This window comes from Anoxybacillus sp. ST4 (assembly GCF_019448545.1).
GTDB classification, from domain to species: Bacteria; Bacillota; Bacilli; order Bacillales; family Anoxybacillaceae; genus Anoxybacillus; species Anoxybacillus pushchinoensis.
This window is the reverse complement of record NZ_JAHZOE010000005.1, coordinates 117,790-140,006: the sequence shown is the minus strand read 5'-3', so window position 1 is coordinate 140,006 and position 22,217 is coordinate 117,790. Positions and strand designations below refer to the sequence as shown.

The 22,217-nt window shown below is 44.4% G+C and carries 18 protein-coding genes; 15 read left to right on the top strand and 3 right to left on the bottom strand.

Translation table 11 applies throughout. From position 1 onward, the window contains the following. The first annotated feature begins 63 nt into the window (after window positions 1-63). Complete coding sequence (locus tag K1I44_RS06010; RefSeq protein ID WP_003395528.1) at window positions 64-420, top strand: YisL family protein; 357 nt, start codon at window positions 64-66, stop codon at window positions 418-420. 116 nt (window positions 421-536) lie between these two features. After that, the gene (locus tag K1I44_RS06005; RefSeq protein ID WP_219985601.1) at window positions 537-2,480 is read left to right on the top strand and encodes an EAL domain-containing protein; all 1,944 of its coding nucleotides are present in this window, start codon (window positions 537-539) and stop codon (window positions 2,478-2,480) included. Here the strand turns inward: K1I44_RS06005 and K1I44_RS06000 are convergent. Beyond that, window positions 2,477-2,998, bottom strand: coding sequence for a DUF2777 family protein (locus tag K1I44_RS06000; RefSeq protein ID WP_003395524.1), 522 nt, complete (start codon window positions 2,996-2,998; stop codon window positions 2,477-2,479). The two genes, K1I44_RS06005 and K1I44_RS06000, sit on opposite strands and share 4 nt — an antisense overlap. A gap of 126 nt (window positions 2,999-3,124) precedes the next feature. Between K1I44_RS06000 and asnB the strand changes: the two genes are divergently transcribed. The 8 genes from asnB (at window position 3,125) to K1I44_RS05960 (ending at window position 12,748) form a co-directional block, all read left to right on the top strand. After that, a complete protein-coding gene (gene asnB / locus K1I44_RS05995; protein WP_003395514.1) occupies window positions 3,125-4,975 on the top strand; it encodes an asparagine synthase (glutamine-hydrolyzing) in 1,851 nt (616 codons plus the stop codon). 82 nt (window positions 4,976-5,057) lie between these two features. Beyond that, on the top strand, window positions 5,058-6,578 hold the full coding sequence (locus tag K1I44_RS05990) for a phytoene desaturase family protein (protein ID WP_219985600.1): 1,521 nt from the start codon (window positions 5,058-5,060) through the stop codon (window positions 6,576-6,578). Beyond that, a complete protein-coding gene (locus K1I44_RS05985) occupies window positions 6,578-8,011 on the top strand; it encodes a phytoene desaturase family protein (RefSeq protein ID WP_219985599.1) in 1,434 nt (477 codons plus the stop codon). Before K1I44_RS05990 ends, K1I44_RS05985 begins: the two co-directional genes overlap by 1 nt. Beyond that, the gene (locus tag K1I44_RS05980; RefSeq protein ID WP_219985598.1) at window positions 8,002-8,853 is read left to right on the top strand and encodes a phytoene/squalene synthase family protein; all 852 of its coding nucleotides are present in this window, start codon (window positions 8,002-8,004) and stop codon (window positions 8,851-8,853) included. The genes K1I44_RS05985 and K1I44_RS05980 overlap by 10 nt, the downstream gene beginning before the upstream one ends. After that, a complete protein-coding gene (locus tag K1I44_RS05975; RefSeq protein ID WP_219985597.1) occupies window positions 8,840-9,565 on the top strand; it encodes a carotenoid biosynthesis protein in 726 nt (241 codons plus the stop codon). The genes K1I44_RS05980 and K1I44_RS05975 overlap by 14 nt, the downstream gene beginning before the upstream one ends. Next, window positions 9,562-10,227 carry a lysophospholipid acyltransferase family protein gene (locus K1I44_RS05970; protein ID WP_219985596.1) on the top strand — a complete coding sequence of 222 codons (666 nt, stop codon included), beginning with the start codon at window positions 9,562-9,564 and terminating at the stop codon, window positions 10,225-10,227. Before K1I44_RS05975 ends, K1I44_RS05970 begins: the two co-directional genes overlap by 4 nt. Then, on the top strand, window positions 10,224-11,306 hold the full coding sequence (locus K1I44_RS05965; protein WP_219985595.1) for a glycosyltransferase family 2 protein: 1,083 nt from the start codon (window positions 10,224-10,226) through the stop codon (window positions 11,304-11,306). The genes K1I44_RS05970 and K1I44_RS05965 overlap by 4 nt, the downstream gene beginning before the upstream one ends. After that, window positions 11,282-12,748 (top strand): phytoene desaturase family protein, encoded by a 1,467-nt coding sequence (locus K1I44_RS05960; RefSeq protein WP_219985594.1) that lies wholly within the window; start codon window positions 11,282-11,284, stop codon window positions 12,746-12,748. Before K1I44_RS05965 ends, K1I44_RS05960 begins: the two co-directional genes overlap by 25 nt. On the opposite strand, the gene K1I44_RS05955 is transcribed toward K1I44_RS05960, so the two are convergent. After that, complete coding sequence (locus K1I44_RS05955; RefSeq protein ID WP_370627965.1) at window positions 12,726-14,069, bottom strand: MATE family efflux transporter; 1,344 nt, start codon at window positions 14,067-14,069, stop codon at window positions 12,726-12,728. The genes K1I44_RS05960 and K1I44_RS05955 overlap by 23 nt on opposite strands. 122 nt (window positions 14,070-14,191) lie before the next feature. Between K1I44_RS05955 and K1I44_RS05950 the strand changes: the two genes are divergently transcribed. Continuing rightward, a complete protein-coding gene (locus K1I44_RS05950; RefSeq protein WP_003395494.1) occupies window positions 14,192-15,040 on the top strand; it encodes a helix-turn-helix domain-containing protein in 849 nt (282 codons plus the stop codon). Here K1I44_RS05950 and K1I44_RS05945 read toward each other — a convergent pair. Then, a complete protein-coding gene (locus tag K1I44_RS05945; protein WP_219985592.1) occupies window positions 15,024-16,787 on the bottom strand; it encodes an alpha-glycosidase in 1,764 nt (587 codons plus the stop codon). The genes K1I44_RS05950 and K1I44_RS05945 overlap by 17 nt on opposite strands. A 275-nt stretch (window positions 16,788-17,062) precedes the next feature. Here K1I44_RS05945 and K1I44_RS05940 point away from each other — a divergent pair, with 275 nt between their 5' ends. The 4 genes from K1I44_RS05940 (at window position 17,063) to K1I44_RS05925 (ending at window position 22,210) form a co-directional block, all read left to right on the top strand. After that, window positions 17,063-18,355 (top strand): extracellular solute-binding protein, encoded by a 1,293-nt coding sequence (locus tag K1I44_RS05940; protein WP_219985591.1) that lies wholly within the window; start codon window positions 17,063-17,065, stop codon window positions 18,353-18,355. Between the two features lie 112 nt (window positions 18,356-18,467). Further along, a complete protein-coding gene (locus K1I44_RS05935) occupies window positions 18,468-19,751 on the top strand; it encodes a carbohydrate ABC transporter permease (RefSeq protein ID WP_219985590.1) in 1,284 nt (427 codons plus the stop codon). 1 nt (window position 19,752) lies between these two features. Next, window positions 19,753-20,595, top strand: coding sequence for a sugar ABC transporter permease (locus tag K1I44_RS05930; protein WP_219985589.1), 843 nt, complete (start codon window positions 19,753-19,755; stop codon window positions 20,593-20,595). Window positions 20,596-20,692: 97 nt separating this feature from the next. After that, window positions 20,693-22,210, top strand: a complete 1,518-nt coding sequence (locus tag K1I44_RS05925) for an alpha-amylase family glycosyl hydrolase (protein ID WP_219985588.1) — start codon at window positions 20,693-20,695, stop codon at window positions 22,208-22,210. Window positions 22,211-22,217: the final 7 nt, after the last annotated feature.

Sequence of the window (22,217 nt, the reverse complement as noted above, 5' to 3'; positions counted from 1 at the left end):
ATTGTCCGATCGACGTGCTATTATAGTGTCATATATGAAATGGATGAAGAAAGGAGAATGACGATGACACATGCACATATTACAACGTGGGTCGTTGCGCTCATTTTATTTGTCGTGGCGATTGCGTTGCAAGCGAAAGGGCATGAAAAAACAAAAATGGTGCATATGATGTTGCGCTTATTTTACGTATTAATTATTGCAACAGGTGCATGGATCTTACATACTATGTCTTCATTTCCGGCTCTTTATATCGTCAAAGTTGTTGTCGGTTTATGGGTAATCGGAGCGATGGAAATGATTCTCGTCCGGACGGCAAAAGGAAAAAATACGAACGTGCTTTGGCTTCAATTTATTGCTGCGTTTGTCGTTGCGCTATATCTCGGATTTAAGTTGCCGTTTGGCTTTTCTTTCTTTTCGTAAAGTTGGCATATTCGCCAACTTTTATCTTTTTCTACCATATAAAAATGTGCTATAATGTAAAATGATTAAAAATTCTAAAAAAAGAAAAAGAGAAAGAAAGAGTGGGAAAAAAGGGGATGAAATTATTTCAAACGGCTTGTAAAACGTTTGCCGATTGGGAACGGTGGGTGAGCGACTATCGTTTATATGAGTACGAGCAACTAACGCTTTTCGTTTCTTCGCTCTCTCCTTCGTTTCGCATGCAGTTGAACCGATACGTACAACAACATTTGCCCCAAGCGCAGCTGTTTCCGATGATTGGGGATGCATCGGAATGTGCAGTCATTTGCGCCCTCGTTTTCGATCATCGTTGTGATGATACGGATGACATACGCCAAAAGATGAAAATATCTGAACAGTATTATCGCTCATTATTTGAACATAACCCAGACATTGTATATTCAACGGATTTAGAAGGTAACTTCACAAGCGTCAACCCTGCGTTCGAACGAGTTTTCGGATATAAAGCAGAAGAAATTTTGCATACAAACTCGCTTAGCTATATTAAAAAAGAGGATATTCCGCGCGTGCGCCGCTATTTTTATCGCGCATTAAAAGGGAAAGTACAGCAATACAATTTGGAAATTCCAGCGAAATCGGGGGAAGTATATTTATTTCAAATAAAAAACGTCCCGATTATTGTTGACGGAAAGAAGGTTGGCATTTACGGCATCGGGCGCGACATTACTGAACAAAAGCGCGCGGAAGAACATATTCAATATATTGCCTATCACGATATAGACACAGGGTTGCCGAATCGGCTGCAATTTACAAATATCGTGAAAAACGCCATCGACAAAGCGAAAGAAACAGGCGATACGCTTGCGGTTTTATTTATTGATATGGATCGCTTTAAAATGGTGAACGATACGATCGGTCATTACGGTGGGGATGAAATATTAAAACAATTGGCAGAGAGAATAAAAAACGTCTTGCCGAAAGGTGCGCACATCGGTCGTTTCGGTGGAGATAAATTTAGCTTACTGTTCACAAAACAAGTCGATGTACAGACAGTTGTCGATTGGGCAAAAAAGCTGCTGCAACATATTTCCATTCCAATCGTGTACGAAGAAAAAGAGTTTTTTTTAAGCGCAAGCATCGGAGTGAGCTTTTATCCAACAGACGGCATCGATGCGCAGTCGCTGTTAAAACATGCGGATACGGCCGTCAATCGCGCGAAACAAAAAGGCGGCAACGGCGTGAAGTTATACGCTACAAAAATGAACGAACAAGTGCTTCATCGCCTAGAACTTGAGCGATATTTGCGGAAAGCGCTCGAAAAACAAGAGTGTTTTCTCGTCTATCAGCCGCTTCTTGATTTAATGACGGGAAAAATTATCGGGAGCGAAGCGCTATTGCGCTGGAAACACCCGAAAATCGGATTTGTGTCTCCGCTTGAATTTATTCCGATTGCAGAGGAAATCGGATTCATTCATGAGCTCGGGCGTTGGGTGTTAACGGAAGCGTGTACGCAAACGAGAAAGTGGCACGATCTCGGTTTTGATTCGCTTATGATTTCTGTCAACGTCTCAGCAACCCAATTTCAACATGCGACATTTTTTGAAGATGTGCAGCAAGCGCTGAAGCAGTCGCAGCTTCCCGCTCATTGTTTACATTTAGAACTTACAGAAAGCTCGATGTTACGAAATATGTATTACAGTATTCACGTGATGAAAAAGCTTCAACAGCTTGGCGTGCATGTGTCTATTGATGATTTTGGCACAGGTTACTCCTCTTTAAGTTATTTAAAAGATTTGCCGATCAATACGTTAAAAATTGACCGGTCGTTCATTTACCAACTTCATCAAGATCGTTCGGACATTGCGATTGTGAAATCAATCATTACGATGGGGCACGGCTTGCGCCTAAAAGTTGTCGCGGAAGGCGTCGAAACGGCTGAGCAAATGAAGTTATTAAAACGATTAAAATGTCATTATGCCCAAGGGTATGCGATTTTTAAACCGCTTCCGGCCGAGCAATTTGAGCGTCAAGTATTACAAGGAAGCAAATCGATGATTTAACAGTCCAGTTGCACGCCAATGACTTTTTTTCCTGTTTGCAACGTAAGTTCAAAGCGATGTTGCTTTTCATCAAAATAATGTTGGACGTTGCACATGTCGAGCGAGTTATCGAACATAAGGAAATTCACCCCTTTTTCAGCAAACAACATATAATTGTAACAATACAAACAGTCGTACACCGAGAAATTCCACTCGTTTATTAAATGAATGAAATGAAAAAACGCGTGATCAGGTAGCTGAGAGAGCCATTGTTCGTATGCGTGCGGCAACGGCTTTACGTAGCGAAGACGATCACCGTTTTTTAATGTATATCGTTCAGTCACGTACACATCTCCATCTTCGCCAAGCCACCCTTTGATCCATTGACCGAAGCGAAACAGTTCCACTTCTTCTGGCAAATGTGCGAGCTCATGCGCTTCATCTTCTTCGTCAAAAAACACCCATTGTTCATTTACTTGTTCGACGACACCGTATATATAAGCACGTTTTTGTGCGCGCAATGATTTGAGGCGATCCATTGTCATTCAGCTCCTTTTGTGTCAATTCCTTTCGTACGCCATTATAGACAACTCATCATTTATATAAACGATGCATAAAATAAAAGCATGCTTCACACTTGTTCACAACAGAAGGGAATGATTGACGTGTGCGGAATTACCGGATGGGTTCATTTTGAGCGTCAGTTGCGCCAAGAAAGAGATGTTGTTCTCAACATGGCCAATACGCTTTCATTTAGAGGACCTGATGATACAAATGTTTGGTTGGACGATCATGTCGCATTTGGGCATAAGCGGCTTGTTGTCGTCGATCCAGCAGGCGGTGTACAGCCGATGACGCGAATGAAAAACGGCTATCGCTATACAGTTTGTTATAATGGGGAGCTTTACAATACGGAAGATATTCGGAAAGAGCTATTGAAAAAAGGATATACGTTTCAAGGGCATTCCGATACGGAAGTGTTGCTTACAGCATATATGGAATGGCGGGAACAATGTGTCGATCATTTCAACGGCATTTTTGCATTTGCTGTTTGGGACGATGAGCGACGCCATTTATTTTTAGCGCGCGACCGATTAGGTGTCAAGCCGCTTTTTTACCGCCATGAACAAGGAGAGTTTTTATTTGCATCGGAAATCAAAGCAATTTTATCACATCCGAACGTCCGAGCGGAAATTGACCGCGAAAGCTTGTGCGAAATTTTAGCGCTTGGACCGTCGCGTACACCAGGACATGGCGTGTTTCGGACGATTCATGAGCTACGTCCGGCGCATGCGATGATTGTCGCAAAAGATGGTGTGCGACAGTGGCGGTATTGGAATGTAACGAGCGCACCGCACGTTCATTCGTTTCATGAGACGGTTGAACATCTTCGGACATTGCTGACAGATGCGATTACGCGCCAACTCGTTTCCGATGTACCTGTTTGTACGTTTTTATCCGGGGGAGTAGACTCGAGCGCTATTACGGCGATTGCTGCCAAGTCGTTTGAAAAAGACGGAAAAGGAGCACTTCATACGTATTCGATTGACTATGAGGAGAATGAACAATATTTTACAGCAAACGTCTTCCAACCAAATAGCGATGGTCCATGGATTAAACAAATGAGCGATGCGTTTCAAACCGTTCATCATACGTGCGTCATTTCTCAACAACAGCTAGCCGACTATTTGACGGAAGCGATGATTGCGCGCGATTTACCGGGGATGGCTGATATCGATTCGTCGCTTCTTTGGTTTTGTCAACAAATTAAACAACAGTTTGTTGTTAGTCTCTCTGGAGAATGTGCTGACGAAATTTTTGGCGGCTATCCTTGGTTCCATAGGAAAGAAGATTTAGAGCGAGACGGATTTCCGTGGATGCGGTCGTTAAATGAACGGTTTCAACTTTTAAACGAAACTTGGCGCGAAAAACTTCCGCTCCATGATTATGCGTATATGAGGTATAAAGAAACGCTTCGTGAAGTTCCTCACGCAGATGGAGAAAGCGGAGAAGAAAAACGTCGCCGCGAACTATTTTATTTAAATATGATTTGGTTTATGACGACGTTGTTAGATCGAAAAGACCGCATGAGCATGGCGGCGAGTTTGGAAGTGCGCGTGCCGTTTGCTGATCATCGCCTCGTGGAGTACGTATGGAACATTCCGTGGGAGATGAAAATGTATAACAATCGCGAAAAAGGGATTTTGCGCAAAGCGCTCGAAGGATTGTTGCCTCATGACGTATTATATCGGAAAAAAAGCCCGTATCCGAAAACGCATCATCCGCGCTATACAGAAATCGTAGCCGGACGTTTACAAACGATTTTAGCGGATCGCTCATCCGTTTTATACGAGCTGTTTGATTCACAGCAATTGCAACAATTAGTCGAAACAAAAGGACAATCGTTCCGCATTCCATGGTTTGGTCAGCTTATGTCTGGACCGCAACTTTTAGCATATCTCATTCAATTTCACGAATGGTTCGAGCATTACCGTATCGATTTACAGGACAGCTAAAAAAAGGCTGTCTTTTTTCTTTTTTGTTTTCTATATATGTTGTATAATGTTTGTATAACTTTTGTTCAATAGGAGTGATTGTGTGAAAAAAGTGATCGTTGTTGGGGCAGGACCGGGGGGACTTGCTGCGGGGATGTTGCTCGCTTCAAAAGGATACGATGTAACGGTATTTGAAAAACAGCCGTACGTCGGAGGAAGAAACGGACGACTAAATATCGGAGCGTACAAATTTGATATCGGTCCGACGTTTTTAAGCATGCCCCATATTATTGAAGAGCTATTTGCTGCTTCTGGAAGAAATATTCACGATTACGTGCAGCTTGTTGAACTCGATCCGATGTATGAACTTGTTTTTCGTGATGTCACTTTGCAAATGACGATGAATCGAAAGCGGATGAAAGAGCAAATTGCTCACTTATTCCCAGGAAACGAAGATGGCTATGAGCGGTTTATGAATGAAAACGAACGAAAGTTACAGGCGCTCGCCCCGATTTTACAAAGTAAAATGGATCGATTATACCATTATTTGCGCCCGACCGTGTTAAAAGCGCTGCCGCAGTTGACGTTGTCACAATCACTATATGATATATTAAGCCGATATTTTGATGATGAACGTCTCCGTCTCGCTTTTACGTTTCAGGCGAAATATTTAGGTATGTCGCCATGGGAATGCCCGGGTGCATTTTCCATCTTATCGTATATGGAACATGCATACGGTATGTATCATGTGATCGGTGGATTAAATGAAATACCGAAAGCGATGGCGCGCATCGTTGAAGAATATGGCGGGAAAGTGCATGTGAACACGGGGGTGCGAAAGCTTTGGCTTGATGGCCGTACGGTAAAAGGTGTCATATTGGAAAACGGGGAGTACGTCGCAGCGGATGAAGTCATTATGAACGCCGATTTTGCTTATGCGATGACAAATCTTGTTGATGACGGTGTATTAAAAAAATATCGAAAAGAAAAATTGCAAAAAAAGAAATATTCATGTTCGACGTTTATGATGTATGTCGGTTTGAACAAGCCGGTCGACCTTGCTCATCATACGATTATTTTTGCAGATGATTATAAGCGAAACGTCGACGAAATTACGAAAGAAAAAATTGTTCCGCATGACCCGTCCATTTATGTTCAACATGCGGCTGTGACCGATCCGACCGTTGCCCCGGAAGGAAAAAGCGCTCTTTACATTTTAGCGCCTGTACCGAACAATACGAGCGGAATCGATTGGGAAAAAGAAAAAGAACCGTTTCGCCAAAAGCTATGGGACACGTTAAATAAAAAATTAGGTTGGGGACGTATGGAACAACATATTGTATGTGAAAAGATCATTACTCCGCATGATTGGGAAAACGATATATTCGTTTATGAAGGAGCGACATTTAACTTAGGGCATCAACTGTCACAAATGATGGTTTTTCGTCCGCATAATGAATTTGAAGAGTTACACCATTGTTGGCTCGTCGGGGGCGGGACGCATCCAGGAAGCGGTTTACCGACGATTTTTGAATCGGCACGCATTACAGCAAACGGCATATTGCAATCGCATCGCCAACCGCCTATTCCTGTCGGCGCTTTGCCGAAGCGGAGGGAAGCGTAATGAACGTTGCGATTGTCGGCGGGGGAGTCGGAGGAATGATGACGGCGTTATTGCTTGCGAAGCGTGGGGTGCATGTCACCATTTTTGAAAAAAACGAACGGCTTGGCGGCCGGCTTTCATTTATTGAGCGCGACGGCTTTCGTATTGATGCAGGCCCAACGATCGTATTATTGCCAGAGAAGTTGCGCGCTTTCCTTTCCGACGTCGGAATTGAAGAAGATGAGTATGAACTTGTTTCATGTGATCCGATGTATACGATTCATTTTGCGGATGGGACATCGTATACAAAATATAGCGATGAAAAAAAGCAACGGGAAGAAATTCGCCGCGTGTTTCCAGGGGAAGAAGAGCGGTTTGTGCGGTTTATGCGCGATATGAATATGTATTTTACAACGGGCGAACGCCTTATTTTAACGAAATCATTTTTAAACAAAAAAACATTTTTTACGAAAGAAACGTTAGCACTTCTTTCGCGTATGCGCGCCTATCAATCTGTGAAAACGAACGTAAGCCGCTATTTTCAAGACGAGCGCTTGCAGCTTGCTTATTCGCTCCAAACGTTATATATTGGCGGCAATCCATATGCGACGCCATCGCTTTATTCACTCGTCTCATTTAGTGAGCATGCCCACGGTGTGCATTACGTAAAAGGTGGATATGCGAGCCTCGTGTCGCTACTTGCAAAAAAGTTACAACAAGCAGGTGTTACCGTCCATGTTCAAGCGCCGGTCGAGCGGTATCGGGTGAACGGTGCTAAAGTGGAAGCGCTCGAAGTGCATGGAAAAGAACATCGATTTGACGCGGTCATCATGAATATAGATGAACCGACGATGATGACGAAAAAGCGGGCGTGGCAGCCTTCATCGAGCTGTGTTCTTTTATATATCGGATTAGGAAAGATGTATGACGCGCCAATCCATCAATTTTTTTTACCGCCTTCTTTTCAACAACATATGGAAGATGTATTTGTTCGTCAAGTTGTGCCAAGCGACCCGTCATTTTACACGTTTTATCCGTCCGCGCTTGATCGCTCGTTAGCGCCTGAAGGAAAAAGCGTGCTTTATGTACTCATTCCTGTTCCGGCTAGCCGAGACATTGATTGGACGAAGCAACAAGACTGGCTAGAGCGCATGGTCGATGAAGTCGAGAAACGGGCGTTTCCGAATATGAAACAGGCGATCGAATGGATGCATGTGCGCACCCCGCACGATGCATGGCAAGAAGGGTTATACGGTGGCGGCATGTTTGGCATCGCACCGACGTTATTTCAATCTGGACCGTTTCGCCCACAAGTGAAATCGTCCCTTTATGAAAACGTATATGGCGTCGGGGCGTCCGTTCATCCGGGAGGCGGAGTGCCGATTGTGATGCAAGGAGCAAAGCTATGTACGGAACAATTATTGCGTGATTGGAGTGAGCAAAGATGGAGTTAAAGCAAGCGTACGCGCGCTGTGAAGCGGTGGCGGCACATCATTCAAAAACGTTTTATCGGGCATTTTCGCTTTTACCGTTACACGATCGCCGCGCGATTTGGGCCATTTATGCGTTTTGTCGCCGCGTCGACGACATTGTCGATGAGGGAGCGCATCCGAAAGAACAGTTACAGCAGTTTGAAGCGGAATGGAAGTCGTTTTTAGCTGGGGATGAGCACGACGATTTTATGTGGGTGGCACTTCGCGACGTTTTTTCACGTTATGAGATGGACGTTGAACCGTTTTGGCATATGATTGAAGGGCAAACGATGGATTTAACCGTCCATCGTTATGAGACGTTTTCGCAGTTGCTTCGTTATTGTTATTGTGTCGCAAGCACCGTTGGATTAATGTTGTTGCCGATTTTAGCACCGAATCATCGAAATGAGTTAAAAGAAAGTGCGATTGCGCTTGGTGAGGCGATGCAGTTGACAAACATTTTACGAGACGTCGGGGAAGATATGGAACGCGGCCGCATTTATTTACCGCGCGAATGGATGGAGTTGTATGGAGTGAGTGAACAACAGCTCGCGTACGGTGAAGTGACGAACGCATTTATTCACTTATGGGAACAGATTGCGGAGGAGGCGGAAAAGCGGTATGCGTTAGCTGAGCAAACGTTTTCATTATACCCTTTATCTGCTCGTCTCGCTGTGAAAGGGGCAGCGACGATGTATCGAAGCATTTTGCAAGTTGTGCGCGAGCAACGATACGACGTCTTTACGAAGCGGGCGTTCGTGTCAGCAGAACGAAAACAGGTGCTGTTGCAACAAATAGGGGGCGAAAGCGTTGAAGTGGGATGATCGATTTTATCGCCTGTTCCTCATTTGGTACGGTTGTGGCATTGTGCTCGTCGGCTTTCGTCTTCTTCCCCCTTGGTTAGAGTGGGCAAACGTCGTCTTTTTAATGTTAGCTGGAATGATTGGTGCCCAGTTTTTTGTAGAGCGGTACGGGCGAAGCGGCGTTGTGGCGGTCGTTGCCACTTTTATCGGCACGATCGCGGTAGAGTACGTTGGCGCAACGTACGGGTGGATTTTCGGGTCGTACGATTATACGAATCAATTTGGAATGACGGTGTTCGGGGTGCCGATGGCGATCGGTTTTGCTTGGCTCGCTGTTATCGGTTCGACGCACGCGCTCGCTTTACACTTTGTTGCGCGTGCGCGTCCGTTATTTCTCGCTATCGTTGGCGCTGCTTTTGCCGTCGTCCTCGATTTAGCGATCGATCCGGTGGCGCATGTGAAACGATATTGGCTTTGGGAAGGCACGAGCATATATTACAACATTCCGCTTCAAAATTTTGTTGGCTGGTTCGTCGTAGCGTTTGTCATTCATTTCATATTGTTTGCCCTCTCGGCGCGCGAGGCGCGTTCGGAAAAAAGAGCGGCGACTTTGTTTTTTCTTTTGGAAGGAATGTTTTTATTTTTAGCGTTTATGGAAAAATTGTACGTTGCTTTTTTCCTCGGTTTATTGATTAGTTCATTCATGTTTTGGAAATGGAGACGAGCAGTATGATTGAAGCGAAAAAAAGTGGTGCGTTTGAATGGATGTTTTCCATTTTTAACACATGGTTATTGCGCACATCGTTTCACCGCTTATATATTCGCGGACATATTGTGCGTACACCGGCGCTATATGTAGCGAATCATAGCTCATGGTGGGACGGATTGGTTGCATTTCAATTGAGCCGCTTTGTGTTTCAACAAAATAGTTATGCGATGATGACGGAGGAAGGGTTACGTGCGTATCCGTTTTTCCGTAAGCTCGGTGGATTTTCCATTGATCGCAAGCGACGAACAGAAGTGATGGCATCGCTTAATTATGCCGTTGCTTTATTGCGCGACGGGAAAAGCGTTTGGATTTTTCCACAAGGAGAAGAACAACATGTTGAAAAACGTCCGCTCCAGTTTTTTACCGGTATTTTGTATGTAGCGGAACGCGCGAATGTACCGATTGTTCCGCTTGCGTTTTACCATAGTTTGCGCCATCATCGCAAGCCAGAGTGGTTTATTCATGTCGGTGATGCGCTCGCGATTTCCGATTTGGCTGGAAAAAGTCGTAAAGAGAAAACGGAAGCGCTTGAACGTTTATGTACAGAGCAACTTGATGACGTAAGACGCTCGGTCATTCAAGAGCAACTTCACTCGTTTACGCGTTGGGACGGAGGGGTGTTATGAGCGCGGTGCTCATCATTTTTTTCGTTTGGACGATCGTGAATTCGTTGTTTCTTATTTCGCTTCCGAAACGTCCGGACATAACGGATCTTCCGCTTGTAAGCGTGCTCGTGCCGCTGCGCAATGAAGAGCGGAATGTAGCGCGCCTCGTACGCTCGCTGAAGCGCTTGACGTATTCGCGCCTTGAGTTTTTGCTTCTCGATGATCAGTCGACAGACGGAACGGAAGCGTTGTTGCGTCAAAAGACAGCTGGCGATCATCGTTTTACAATCGTTCGCGGAAAGGCGCTTCCTGACGGGTGGGTAGGAAAAGTGCATGCGTGTCACCAACTGGCTGAACGGGCGAAAGGAACGTATTTGTTTTTTATTGATGCAGATGTGCAATTGAAGCCGATGGCCATCGAAAAACTGTTGGCCGTTGCGAAAACGTATGATGCAAAACTCGTCACCGGATTTCCGTCGTTTCATCCGCGTTCGCTCCCGCTCGTTGGCAAATGGCTCGTGCCGCTACAACATTTTTTCGTTTTATTTCACTTACCGCTTGCTTTAGCGAACTATACGATGATGCGCTCAACAACCGCTGCCCATGGTGCATGTTTATTTTTTGAGCGAGCGGCGTACGAAGCAATCGGGGGCCATGCGGCAGTAAAAAACGAGCTTGTCGAGGACGTCATGATTGCGCGCAAAATGAAAGCGCATCGGCATCGTGTCATCATCGCGAACGTAAGCACCGATGTCGTCTGTTATATGTATGAAACGAATAAAGAAGTATGGGAAGGTTTTTTGAAAAATGTGTATATCGGATTAAATCGTTCGCCCTTTCTCGTTTTTGTCCTTTCGATGTTTTACGGAGTATTTTACGTTACACCGCTTGTGCTTGCTCCGTTGTCACTCATATATGGATGGACGTATGCGGCGCCGCTCCTCATCATTGTTGCGCAAAAAGCGTATGTTGAATGGAAAACGGAGCGGTCATGTTCGACATGTTATTGGATGCCGGTGAGCGCGCTTGCGTTTGTTGTGCTCATGTATGCGTCAATGCGAGCGAAACGTTATGAATGGAAGGGGAGAACGTACACGTGAAAAAAGTCGTTATTATTGGCGGGGGGCTCGGTGGATTATCTGCCGCAGTGACGCTTGCTCACCGTGGAGTAGACGTACAATTGTTTGAGAAAAATAGCCATTTTGGTGGAAAGCTTATGCCGGTGCAACTCGGAAGCTATTATTTTGATTTTGGGCCAAATACGATTACGATGCCGCACGTGTTTCGTCACGTCATCGAGCAAACGGGAGCACGCGTCGAAGATTACTTGACGTTTCACAAATTAGCGGTGCATACGAAAAACGTATATGAGGACGGAACGACGTTTTTTCTTTCAAGCGATCGCGACAATATGAAGCGGCAGCTCATGGAGATCGATTCAGTCGGGGCGATGCGGTATGATGACTTTTTAAGTGAAGTTGAACGGCTATACGAGCTAGCGAAGACGCACTTTTTCCCGCGCATGTTTCGTTCGTTTGTCGATTATATGTCCCCTTCGTTAGCGCTTGCTTTATGGAAGGCGCGTCCGTTAGAGACGCTCCATCATTTTTTTCAACGTTATTTTACGAGTGAATATGTTATTCAAGCGTACGATCGCTATGCGACGTACATCGGCTCATCTCCTTATAAGGCGCCAGCGACGTTTGCGATGATCGCTTATTTAGAGATGGTCGATGGAGTATATTACGTTGACGGCGGCAACGCCCGTATCGCCCAAACGTTTGCTCACTTGGCGCAAAAAGCAGGAGCTCGGCTTCATCTAAACCGGACAGTGAAGCGAGTCATTGTCAAAAACGGAAAAGTGACCGGGGTTGAGCTTGCTGATGGAGAGAAGGTAGAAGCGGACGTTGTTATTATGAACGCTGATTTGTTGCAAGCGTATCGTGAGCTTGTCGATGGAAGCGACCGGTCGTTTCAACGTGCTGAACCGTCGATATCGGCTTTTGTTATGTTAGTTGGAACAGAAGACACGTATGATCATTTGGCCCACCATAACGTCTTTTTTGCTAAACATTATAAGCAAGAGTTTGCACATTTGTTTGCAGGACGTTATAGCGATGAGCCGACGATATACGTTTGCGCCCCGCCATTTGCAGAGAGAGGGTCATCGTTATTTATTTTAGTAAATGCACCGCCACTAACAGAAGATGGGCGCATGCAAGTCGATGAACAAGCGTATAAGCAACTCGTATACGAACGGCTTCGGTCATATGGGCTAAACATTGTGCCGAAAGTGGAAAAAATTATCACTCCTCTTCATATTGCGGAACAATTTGGAGCATATCGTGGGGCGTTGTATGGAATAGCGTCAAATCGACGACGCGATACGTTTTTGCGCCCGTCCAACGCGTGTAAACGGGTGAAAGGGCTATATTTTGTTGGTGGGACGACCCACCCGGGAGGCGGGTCGCCGATGGTTGTTATTAGCGGACAAAATATCGCGAACTATTTGCTTGGCGCTAAGCTGTCGCTTCCTTTTTGATGAACGATTTCGTGCGCCATACGTTTGATTTCCAGCGCCAATAGACGAGCAGTCCGCGCAGCCATTCGTCCGCGGTAAACGCGAGCCAAATACCTACTAAACCGAGATCGAGCTGAATGCCGAGCACGTAAGCGAGCGGGACGCTCACTCCCCACATGGAAGCGATGCCGATGTATACCGGAAATTTCACATCGCCAGCTGCACGGAGGGAGTTAATAATGACAAGGTTGAAAGAGCGCCCCGGCTCAAGAATCATCGTCAACAAAATAAGCGTTCCGCCTGCTTCAATCATACGTTTGTTGCTTGTAAAAATAGAAAATAGATGATCGGAAAAAAGAGAAAACAAGGCGGCAGCTGTAAACGAAATGATGACGGCGAGCCGCAAACTTTTTAAACAGCGAGCATACGCTTCGTTAAAACGTTGTGCCCCGACGAGATGCCCGACGATAATTTGCGTCCCTTGCCCGATCGCGACGCTAAATAAAAAAATGAACATCATTAAGTTTTGTGTATATACTCTTGTCGTTAACGCTTCTGTGCCGAGAAGAGTAATAAAATACGTGATGACAAGTTGCGACGTATTGTAAGCGACATGCTCTCCGGCTGATGGAATGCCGATTTTTAATAATTGTTTGACGTAAACAAATGAAAGCGCCTCTTTTGACAAAAGCGGGAGCGGATGCGAGAGACGTTTCATGATGAGAAAAAATCCAACGACAAGCCCGATCATTCGGCTGACGGTCGTTGACCATGCGACGCCTTCTACCCCTAAAACAGGCAAGCCAAACGGCCCGAACAATACGAAATAGTTGCCGATAATATTTAATATATTCACTCCGATGGTGACGTTCATAATATCTTTCGTAAAACCGTGGCTGCGCAAAATCGCCCCAATCGTCATAATAACCGCTTGCACAAATGAAAAACCACCGACAATGCGCAAGTAGGCGTGCGCATCAGCCATGAGTTCGGACGGAACGTTCATAAGTTGAAGGAGCCAGTTACCCCCGACAACAAGCGCAACGCTTAACATGAGACCAAATAATACATTCGCCCAAATCGAAACAGCGCCAATACGGGACGCTGTTTTTTCATCGTTTGCCCCGGCGTATTGTGCAATTAAAATAGACGTGCCGGTTGCGACAAAACCGAACATAACAACGACCATAAATAACAACTGGTTCGCGACGCCGACTGCCGCCACCGCTTCATCGGCATATTGGCTGAGCATAAACGTATCGGCGTTGCCTGTTAACATGTGAAGCGTTAATTCAATAAAAATGGGCCAAGTGAGCGCAAATAACGAAAGCTTTTTTGCCAAAGAAGACAACCCCTTTACGATTTCCGACTTACAAACTGTTTTCAGTTTAACGGATTGCTATAATGGAAAAAAGGGAAAAAGACGATTACTTTTGTACATTTCCGACTTGAAGGAGGGGGCTTATGTATATATCGTTTTCCGTTCCGCCATTTCCCGTTTTTATTAAAGGTGGCGAGGCGATGTTTCGCAAAGGAATGAAACATTTTCGGCGCACGTTTTCAGTATTTGACTTTTTGTATGTACAAAAAGGAACGTTACATATGACGGAACAAAAGGAAACGTTCGTTGTTCGTGAAGGAGAATACGTCATTTTATGCCCAGGTTTTGAACATTATGGGCATGAGCCGTGCGAGGAAGATACGCATTTTATTTGGATTCATTTTTCATTGCCACAGTATGATCGAGTGGAAAAAGAGCCGTATGGCTGGGGCGATATTATTGAGAGAGAGGCTACATATGTCGATTATGCGCAATATCGTTTGTTTATTCCGCAATATGGAAAGTTGAAACAAGCGGGGATGGAGTCAATGCTTCAACATATCGTCCGCGAGCAACAAACGCCGGACCATTCGTTAACGCAACAGTTGCTATTTGCTCAATGGATCGTTCAGCTGCAAAAACAAACGCTCCATATTCCGACAGCTGCCGAGCATGTATGTGCAGAAGCGATGGAATATATTCATCAACATTACGGAGAGCCATTTAACATGGAGCATCTCGCTTATGCACTTCGCCTTCATCCAGATTACATTTCTCGCTGCATGCAAAAGACGATTGGAATGAGTGCGTTGCAATATGTGAACGACTATCGGATCAACATTGCGAAAAAAAAATTAGCCGCGACGAACGAAACGATCGCGGCTATTGCGAAACAAGTTGGGTTTGAAGACGGCGCTTATTTTTCACGCGTATTTAAAAAAATCGAAGGGATGACACCGGGCGAATATCGCCGATTTATACAGCGGACGTAGATTGGACACGAAGCATCCGAAAGCCGTACGGTTCAATTGTTATCGTTTGCTCCGTTACGCACTCGTTCGTCCAAACGTTTGTGACTGCTTTGTTTGTTATAGAAAATGGAACGTTCCATTCAAGCGGCGTTTCCGCATTGTTTAACACGCAAACGATCGTTTCGTCGTCATACGTTTTCGCATAGGCGATATGGTTCGTCTCGTCGTTTGCTTCTAATATGTGAAACTCTCCGCTTCGCAAGGCGCGATATTGTTTGCGCAACGCAATGAGCGTTTGTACGTGCGTAAATAAATCGCGGTCTTGCTTTTCTTTTTCCCATACCATGCATTTGCGACAAAGCGGATCTTGCCCGCCTGTTAAGCCGATTTCATCTCCGTAGTAAATGCACGGAGAACCGCTGAAAGAAAGTTGGAACACGAACATGAGCTTTACTTTTTCTTTTCGTTCGTCGCACGTAGTTAATATGCGCGGTGTATCGTGGCTGCCGAGCAAATTAAAGGCGACTTCATTGACGTTTTGCGGATAGCTATGCAACACGTTTGTCATCGTATCGGCAAACTCGTTTGCGCGCACGTTCCCTTTCGCAAAATAATTGAGCGCTCCGTTTGTAAACGGGTAGTTCATGACGGCATCGAATTGATCTCCGCGCAACCACGGCATCGCATCGTGCCAAATTTCACCGAGAATGTACACATCCGGTTTGATCGCCTTCACCGCTTGGCGAAACTCGCGCCAAAATTGATGATCGACTTCGTTCGCGACGTCTAAACGCCAGCCGTCAATATCAAATTCGCGAATCCAATATGTTGCGACATCTAGTAAATATTGCTTCACTTCTCGGTTTTCCGTATTTAATTTCGGCATTTCTGGCACGAACGCGAACGTATCGTAGTTTGGAATCGGTTCTGTTTGAAGCGGAAACTCACGAACATGAAACCAATCTTTATAGCGTGACTTCTCACCGTTTTTTAATACGTCTTGAAATGGAGCGAAGTAATAGCCGCTATGGTTAAATACTGCATCAAGCATGACGCGAATGCCTTTTTTATGGCACTCCTCAACGAGCCGTTTAAACGTTTGTTTATCGCCAAATTGCGGATCGATTTCGAAATAGTCAATCGTATCGTATTTATGATTTGATGGCGCTTTAAAAATAGGAGTGAAATAAATACCGTTAATCCCAAGTTCAACAAGATAGTCTAAATGGTCGATGATGCCTTCAAAATCGCCGCCAAAAAAGCTTGTAGTCGTCGGTTCAACGCTTCCCCATGGGAGCGTATTTGGCGGGTTTAAGCGCGGATTACCGTTTGCGAACCGTTCAGGGAAGATTTGATACCATACCGTATCTTTCACCCAAGCAGGCGCGCAAAAGACGTCCGCATGATTTAAAAACGGAAAACAAAAGTAGTAGGCAGTATCGTCTGTTGGTGCTTCTTGATAAAATCCTTTTTCTGTATAAATGAGCACTTCGTTTTTCGCATGTAGTTCAAAGCCGTACCGCAAGCGACGATAAGGTGGAGCAACGGCGATGAACCAATAATCAAATAAAGCATCTGTTCCGCTTTTTTGCATCGGTTGTTTGTCCCATTGCCATGCGCCATCTTTCCATACGTATGGATCGCCAAACAGTAAATATACAGCGTCAGCGTCATCTTTTTTTGTACGGAGACGAATATGTAACGTTTGTTCATCGTATGCATAAGCAAACGCATCTTTTGGACGATGGTAAATCGCTTCTTTCAACATGTTTCAACCACTCCTCTCATTTTTATCGCGCAATCGATTGCGCTTTTTATCACATATTGAGGTGCTCTTGATGCGATCGTTTAAGGAAGCGCATACAATACTTATGTCAAGCGTAAAATGAAAGATAGTAAAAAGTCAACATTCATTCAAAAAAAGATGAAAAAAATAGTTGTCAAAACGAAAAATGATTGTATAATGAAGATAAAGGTTGTGCAATCGTTTTCGCAAAAATGAAAGCGTTTGTACGTATTGCTTAAAACACAGGAGGGGTCGAAATGAAAAAGACGGTATCCATTTTTTCATCGCTTGCGTTGCTTGCAGGTGTGATGGCAGGTTGTGGTCCACAAGATGAGGCAAAGCCAAAAGAAAATGAAAATGAAGGAAAAACGGAAGTATCCGAAGACGGCATGCCGCCAAAACCAGAAAAGCTTGTCGTTTGGGAAGACGTGAAGCGTGGCGTGGCGTTAGAGCCGGCGATTAAAGCGTTCGAAGAAAAGTACGGCATCAAAGTAGAGTACAAAGAAGTTGAAATGGCGACGAAACAACGCGACCAACTTCGTTTAGACGGTCCAGCAGGCACGGGTCCTGACGTCATTACTGTTCCACATGACCAAATCGGTCAGCTCGTGACGGAAGGATTAATTCGTGAAATTCAAGTCGACCAAGCTGTATTAGATACGTTTACAGAATCTTCAATTGCGGCGCAAATGTATGATGGAAAGTTATACGGACTTCCAAAAGCAGTAGAAACTCCTGTATTTATTTATAACAAAAAATTAATGGACAAAGCGCCAGAGACGATGGATGAGCTATATCAGTTCTCAAAAGAGTTTACAAAAGGCGACCAATACGGTTTCTTAGCGCTTTGGGATAACTTCTATTTTGCGCACGGCGTCATTGCTGGTATGGGCGGCTACGTATTTAAAAACAACAACGGTGCGTTAGATCGCAATGACATCGGTTTAAATAACGAAGGTGCAGTAAAAGGGACAGAATACATTCAACAATGGTATAAAGAATTGTTCCCGAAAGGTATTATCGGTGAAAACGGCGGTTCAGCGATGGACGGTTTATTCAACGAAGGAAAAGCGGCATCTGTCATGAACGGTCCGTGGGCGTTCCAAGGTATGCGTGATGCAGGCATTGATATCGGTGTAGCGCCAATGCCGAAACTGCCAAATGGCGAGCCTGTAAAAACATTTATGGGTGTAAAAGGATGGCACGTATCAGCGTTCTCGAAACATCCTGAATGGGCAACAAAATTCATTGAGTTTATTACAAACGAGGAAAATGCGAAAAAACGCTTTGAGTTAACGCGCGAAATTCCGCCAGTGAAATCGCTCATTAACGATCCGTTAATCGCAGAAGATGAAGGAGCAAAAGCCGTTGCGATCCAATCTCAATATGCGATTCCGATGCCAAACATTCCAGAAATGGCGGAAGTATGGGGTCCGATGGCGACAGCGCTTCAACTTGTAGCAAACCAAAAAGCAGAGCCAAAACAAGCGCTTGATGAAGCTGTAAAAACAATTAAAACGAACATTGAAACGAACCATCCAAGCAAGTAAGCAACGAGCGGTACCTCTCTTGTAGAGGTACTGCTTCAACTTTCTATTGTTTGTTTACTTATTCACATTCAAGTGCGCTCCTCGCCATCGTTTTAGAAAGGAGACAAAATCAATGGAAACACCAATGTACCAATCAAATCATCGGAAAATTGCCCTCGGTTTATCGCTTATTCCGGGATTTGGACAACTATATAATCGTCAATACGTGAAAGGCATTTCGTTTTTCATTTTAGCTGCTTCGTTTTTGATCGTTTTTAAAGATTTATTAAATATGGGATGGTGGGGCATCTTTACGCTCGGTGAAGTCGTCGGACGTGACCATTCCATTTTCTTGCTTGTTGAAGGAATTTTAGCCGTTATTATTTCCGTGTTTGGGTTCGGTTTTTATGCGTTTAACTTGCGCGATGCTTATAAAAATGGGCAAAAGCGTGATTTAGGGTTGAAAATTAGCTCGTTGCGCGAGCAATATCGCGCGCTCGTTGACAACGGCTTTCCATATTTAATGATCTCGCCAGGTTTTATTTTGCTTGTGTTCGTCGTTATTTTCCCGATTATTTTCGTCGTCTTATTGGCGTTTACGAACTATGACTTATACCATTCTCCACCAGCCAAACTCGTTGACTGGGTCGGATTCCAAAACTTTATTGATTTAGTCAAGCTCGATCTTTGGAGAAAAACGTTTATTAACGTCCTCGCATGGACGATCGTTTGGACGTTCGGGGCAACGACGTTACAAATTGCGCTCGGTATTTTCTTAGCGATTATCGTAAACCAAAAAGACTTAAAAGGAAAAGCGATTATTCGGACGATTTTCATTTTACCTTGGGCTGTTCCTGCGTTCGTGACAATTCTCGTATTTTCCGGCATGTTTAACGAGTCGTTTGGTGTGATTAATAAAACGATTTTAGCATCGTTAGGCATTGGGCCGATCGAGTGGATGACTGATCCGTTTTGGACGAAAGTCGCGCTCATTCTCATTCAAACGTGGCTCGGCTTCCCGTTCGTCTTTGCAATGACGACAGGGGTATTGCAAGCGATTCCGAACGAATTGTACGAGGCGGCAACAGTCGATGGTGCTTCAAGTTGGCAAAAGTTTACGAAAATTACTCTTCCGCTCGTGTTGTATGCGACAGCGCCAATTTTAATTACGCAATATACGTTTAACTTCAACAACTTTAACATCATTTACTTATTTAACGGCGGCGGTCCTGCGGTGTCGGGGCAAAATGCGGGAGCGACTGACATTTTAATTTCGTGGATTTATCGTTTAACGATGACATCTGCCCAATACTCGAAAGCAGCTGCCATTACGTTATTGCTTTCACTCGTTGTCGTATCAGTAGCGCTATGGCAATTTAGAAGAACAAAATCATTTAAAGAAGAGGATATGATGTAATATGGATATGAAAAGACAAAAACTCATTCGGCTTACGTTGTCGTATGCAGTCATTTTGGCGATGACGATCGTTATCGTCTATCCGCTTCTTTGGGTCGTCGGCTCGTCATTTAACCCAGGACAAAGTTTATCAGGATCGAAAATGATTCCAGATAACGCAACGCTTGCCCATTATAAAAAGCTGTTTGATACGTCGCAAAGCGATTATCTCATTTGGTATTGGAACTCGTTAAAAATTGCGACATTGACGATGATTTTTTCGGTTATTTTAGTTAGTTTAACGGCGTATTCGTTTTCACGTTACCGCTTTATTGGACGCCAAAATGGGTTAATGACGTTTTTAATTTTGCAAATGATTCCAAACTTTGCGGCGCTCATTGCGATTTTCATTTTAGCGCTTTTAACAGGGTTAGTTGATACGCATTTAGGATTAATTCTCGTATACGTCGGCGGTGCCATTCCGATGAATACGTGGCTGATGAAAGGGTATTTAGATACGATTCCGAAAGAGCTTGATGAATCAGCGAAAATTGACGGGGCAGGGCATTTGCGCATTTTTTTCCAAATCGTTTTACCGCTTGCGAAACCAATTATTGCGGTCGTGGCGCTCTTTACGTTTATCGCACCGTTTGGCGATTTCATTTTAGCGAGCGTGTTGCTGCGTAGCAAAGAAAAATATACGCTAGCGGTCGGATTGTACGATTTAGTGGCGAAGCAGTTCGGCAGCGAATTTACAACGTTTGCGGCAGGTTCTGTATTAATTGCTGTGCCGATCGCTATTCTCTTCCTTTCATTCCAAAAGTATTTCGTCTCTGGCTTGACGGCGGGTGGAACAAAAGGATGAGAAACGGAAGGAAAGAATCGTTTAGGTTCTTTCCTTTCTTACTATTTCGAGATATATTAACATAAGAAGCTTTGGAATGAATGGGGAGTGAAATGAAATGAAACGTGTATTTCGTGCGCTACTTGTTTTTATTTTGTTGTTGTCCGTGGCGACGCCAGCAAGTGCGAAAGCGGAGCGAACATGGCAAGATGAACGCATTTATTTTATTATGGTTGACCGATTTAATAATGGGAATCCGAAAAATGACTACGACGTCGATGTGCACGATCCGAAAGCGTATCACGGTGGCGATTTGCAAGGGGTTATTGACAAGCTCGACTACATAAAGGATATGGGCTTTACAGCCATTTGGCTTACCCCCATTTTTGCAAACGAAAAAGGCGGCTATCATGGCTATTGGATTGAAGATTTTTATAAAGTGGAAGAACATTTTGGGACGCTGGATGATTTAAAGCGGCTTGTAAAAGAAGCGCATAAACGAGATATGAAAGTCATTTTAGATTTTGTCGTCAATCATACAGGCTACAACCACCCGTGGCTGAACGATCCTGCAAAAAAAGATTGGTTTCATGAGAAAAAAGACATTTTCAACTGGGCCGATCAACAGGAAGTTGAAAACGGCTGGCTGTTTGGCCTTCCAGATTTAGCGCAAGAAAATCCGGAAGTGAAAGCGTATTTATTCGATGTCGCGAAATGGTGGATTCAAGAAACGGACATTGACGGATATCGTTTAGATACGGTTAAACATGTGCCGAAATGGTTTTGGGAAGAGTTTGCGAAAGAAGTGAAATCAGTGAAGGAAGACTTTTTTTTGCTTGGCGAAGTATGGCACGATGATCCGCGTTACGTAGCGCAATATGGGAAGCTTGGCATTGATGCATTAATTGATTTTCCATTTTATAAAGAAGCATCAACCATTTTTTCAAACGTCGATCAATCGCTCGAACCGCTGTATAACGTTTGGAAGCGCAACGTGGCGTTTTATGACGACCCGTATTTGCTCGGAACGTTTTTAGATAATCATGATACCGTTCGCTTTACCCGTTTAGCGTTACAAAATCGTATCAATCCGATAACGCGTTTAAAGCTCGGATTGACATATTTGTTTGCAGCGCCGGGCATTCCAATCATGTACTATGGAACAGAAATTGCGCTTGATGGCGGGGAAGATCCAGATAACCGCCGCTTAATGAATTTCCGTACCGATAAAGAGCTTATTGACTATGTGACAAAGCTCGGTGAATTGCGTGAAAAATTGCCGTCGCTTCGTCGTGGCGATTTTGAATTGCTGTATGAACAAGGCGGCATGGCTGTGTTTAAACGGACGTATGAAAAGGAAACAACGGTCATCGCCATTAACAACACGTCAAAAACGCAAAAAGTGACGTTCACTGACGAACTAGAACAAGGAAAAGAGTTGCGAGGCTTGCTTGCTGGCGATTTAGTCCGCAGCAAAGATGGCAAGTATGATATCATTTTAGATCGCGAAACAGCGGAAATTTACGTGCTGGCGCCAAAAACAGGATTAAACATTCCGTTTATTGCGGCGCTTGTGGCGGTGTACGCTTCGTTTGGACTGTTTTTATATTTAGCGCGAAAACGGAAGCGATCATAACGATAGG

Excerpts from the sequence above, each read along its gene's own strand:
- K1I44_RS05985 (WP_219985599.1), top strand. The coding sequence starts at position 6,578 with ATGAACGTTGCGATTGTCGGCGGGGGAGTCGGAGGAATGATGACGGCG.
- K1I44_RS05935 (WP_219985590.1), top strand. The coding sequence starts at position 18,468 with ATGGAAACACCAATGTACCAATCAAATCATCGGAAAATTGCCCTCGGT.
- K1I44_RS05925 (WP_219985588.1), top strand. The coding sequence starts at position 20,693 with ATGAAACGTGTATTTCGTGCGCTACTTGTTTTTATTTTGTTGTTGTCC.
- K1I44_RS05950 (WP_003395494.1), top strand. The coding sequence starts at position 14,192 with ATGTATATATCGTTTTCCGTTCCGCCATTTCCCGTTTTTATTAAAGGT.
- K1I44_RS06000 (WP_003395524.1), bottom strand. The coding sequence starts at position 2,998 with ATGGATCGCCTCAAATCATTGCGCGCACAAAAACGTGCTTATATATAC.
- K1I44_RS05960 (WP_219985594.1), top strand. The coding sequence starts at position 11,282 with ATGGAAGGGGAGAACGTACACGTGAAAAAAGTCGTTATTATTGGCGGG.
- K1I44_RS05965 (WP_219985595.1), top strand. The coding sequence starts at position 10,224 with ATGAGCGCGGTGCTCATCATTTTTTTCGTTTGGACGATCGTGAATTCG.
- K1I44_RS06010 (WP_003395528.1), top strand. The coding sequence starts at position 64 with ATGACACATGCACATATTACAACGTGGGTCGTTGCGCTCATTTTATTT.
- K1I44_RS05930 (WP_219985589.1), top strand. The coding sequence starts at position 19,753 with ATGGATATGAAAAGACAAAAACTCATTCGGCTTACGTTGTCGTATGCA.
- K1I44_RS05980 (WP_219985598.1), top strand. The coding sequence starts at position 8,002 with ATGGAGTTAAAGCAAGCGTACGCGCGCTGTGAAGCGGTGGCGGCACAT.
- K1I44_RS06005 (WP_219985601.1), top strand. The coding sequence starts at position 537 with ATGAAATTATTTCAAACGGCTTGTAAAACGTTTGCCGATTGGGAACGG.
- K1I44_RS05945 (WP_219985592.1), bottom strand. The coding sequence starts at position 16,787 with ATGTTGAAAGAAGCGATTTACCATCGTCCAAAAGATGCGTTTGCTTAT.
- K1I44_RS05970 (WP_219985596.1), top strand. The coding sequence starts at position 9,562 with ATGATTGAAGCGAAAAAAAGTGGTGCGTTTGAATGGATGTTTTCCATT.
- K1I44_RS05940 (WP_219985591.1), top strand. The coding sequence starts at position 17,063 with ATGAAAAAGACGGTATCCATTTTTTCATCGCTTGCGTTGCTTGCAGGT.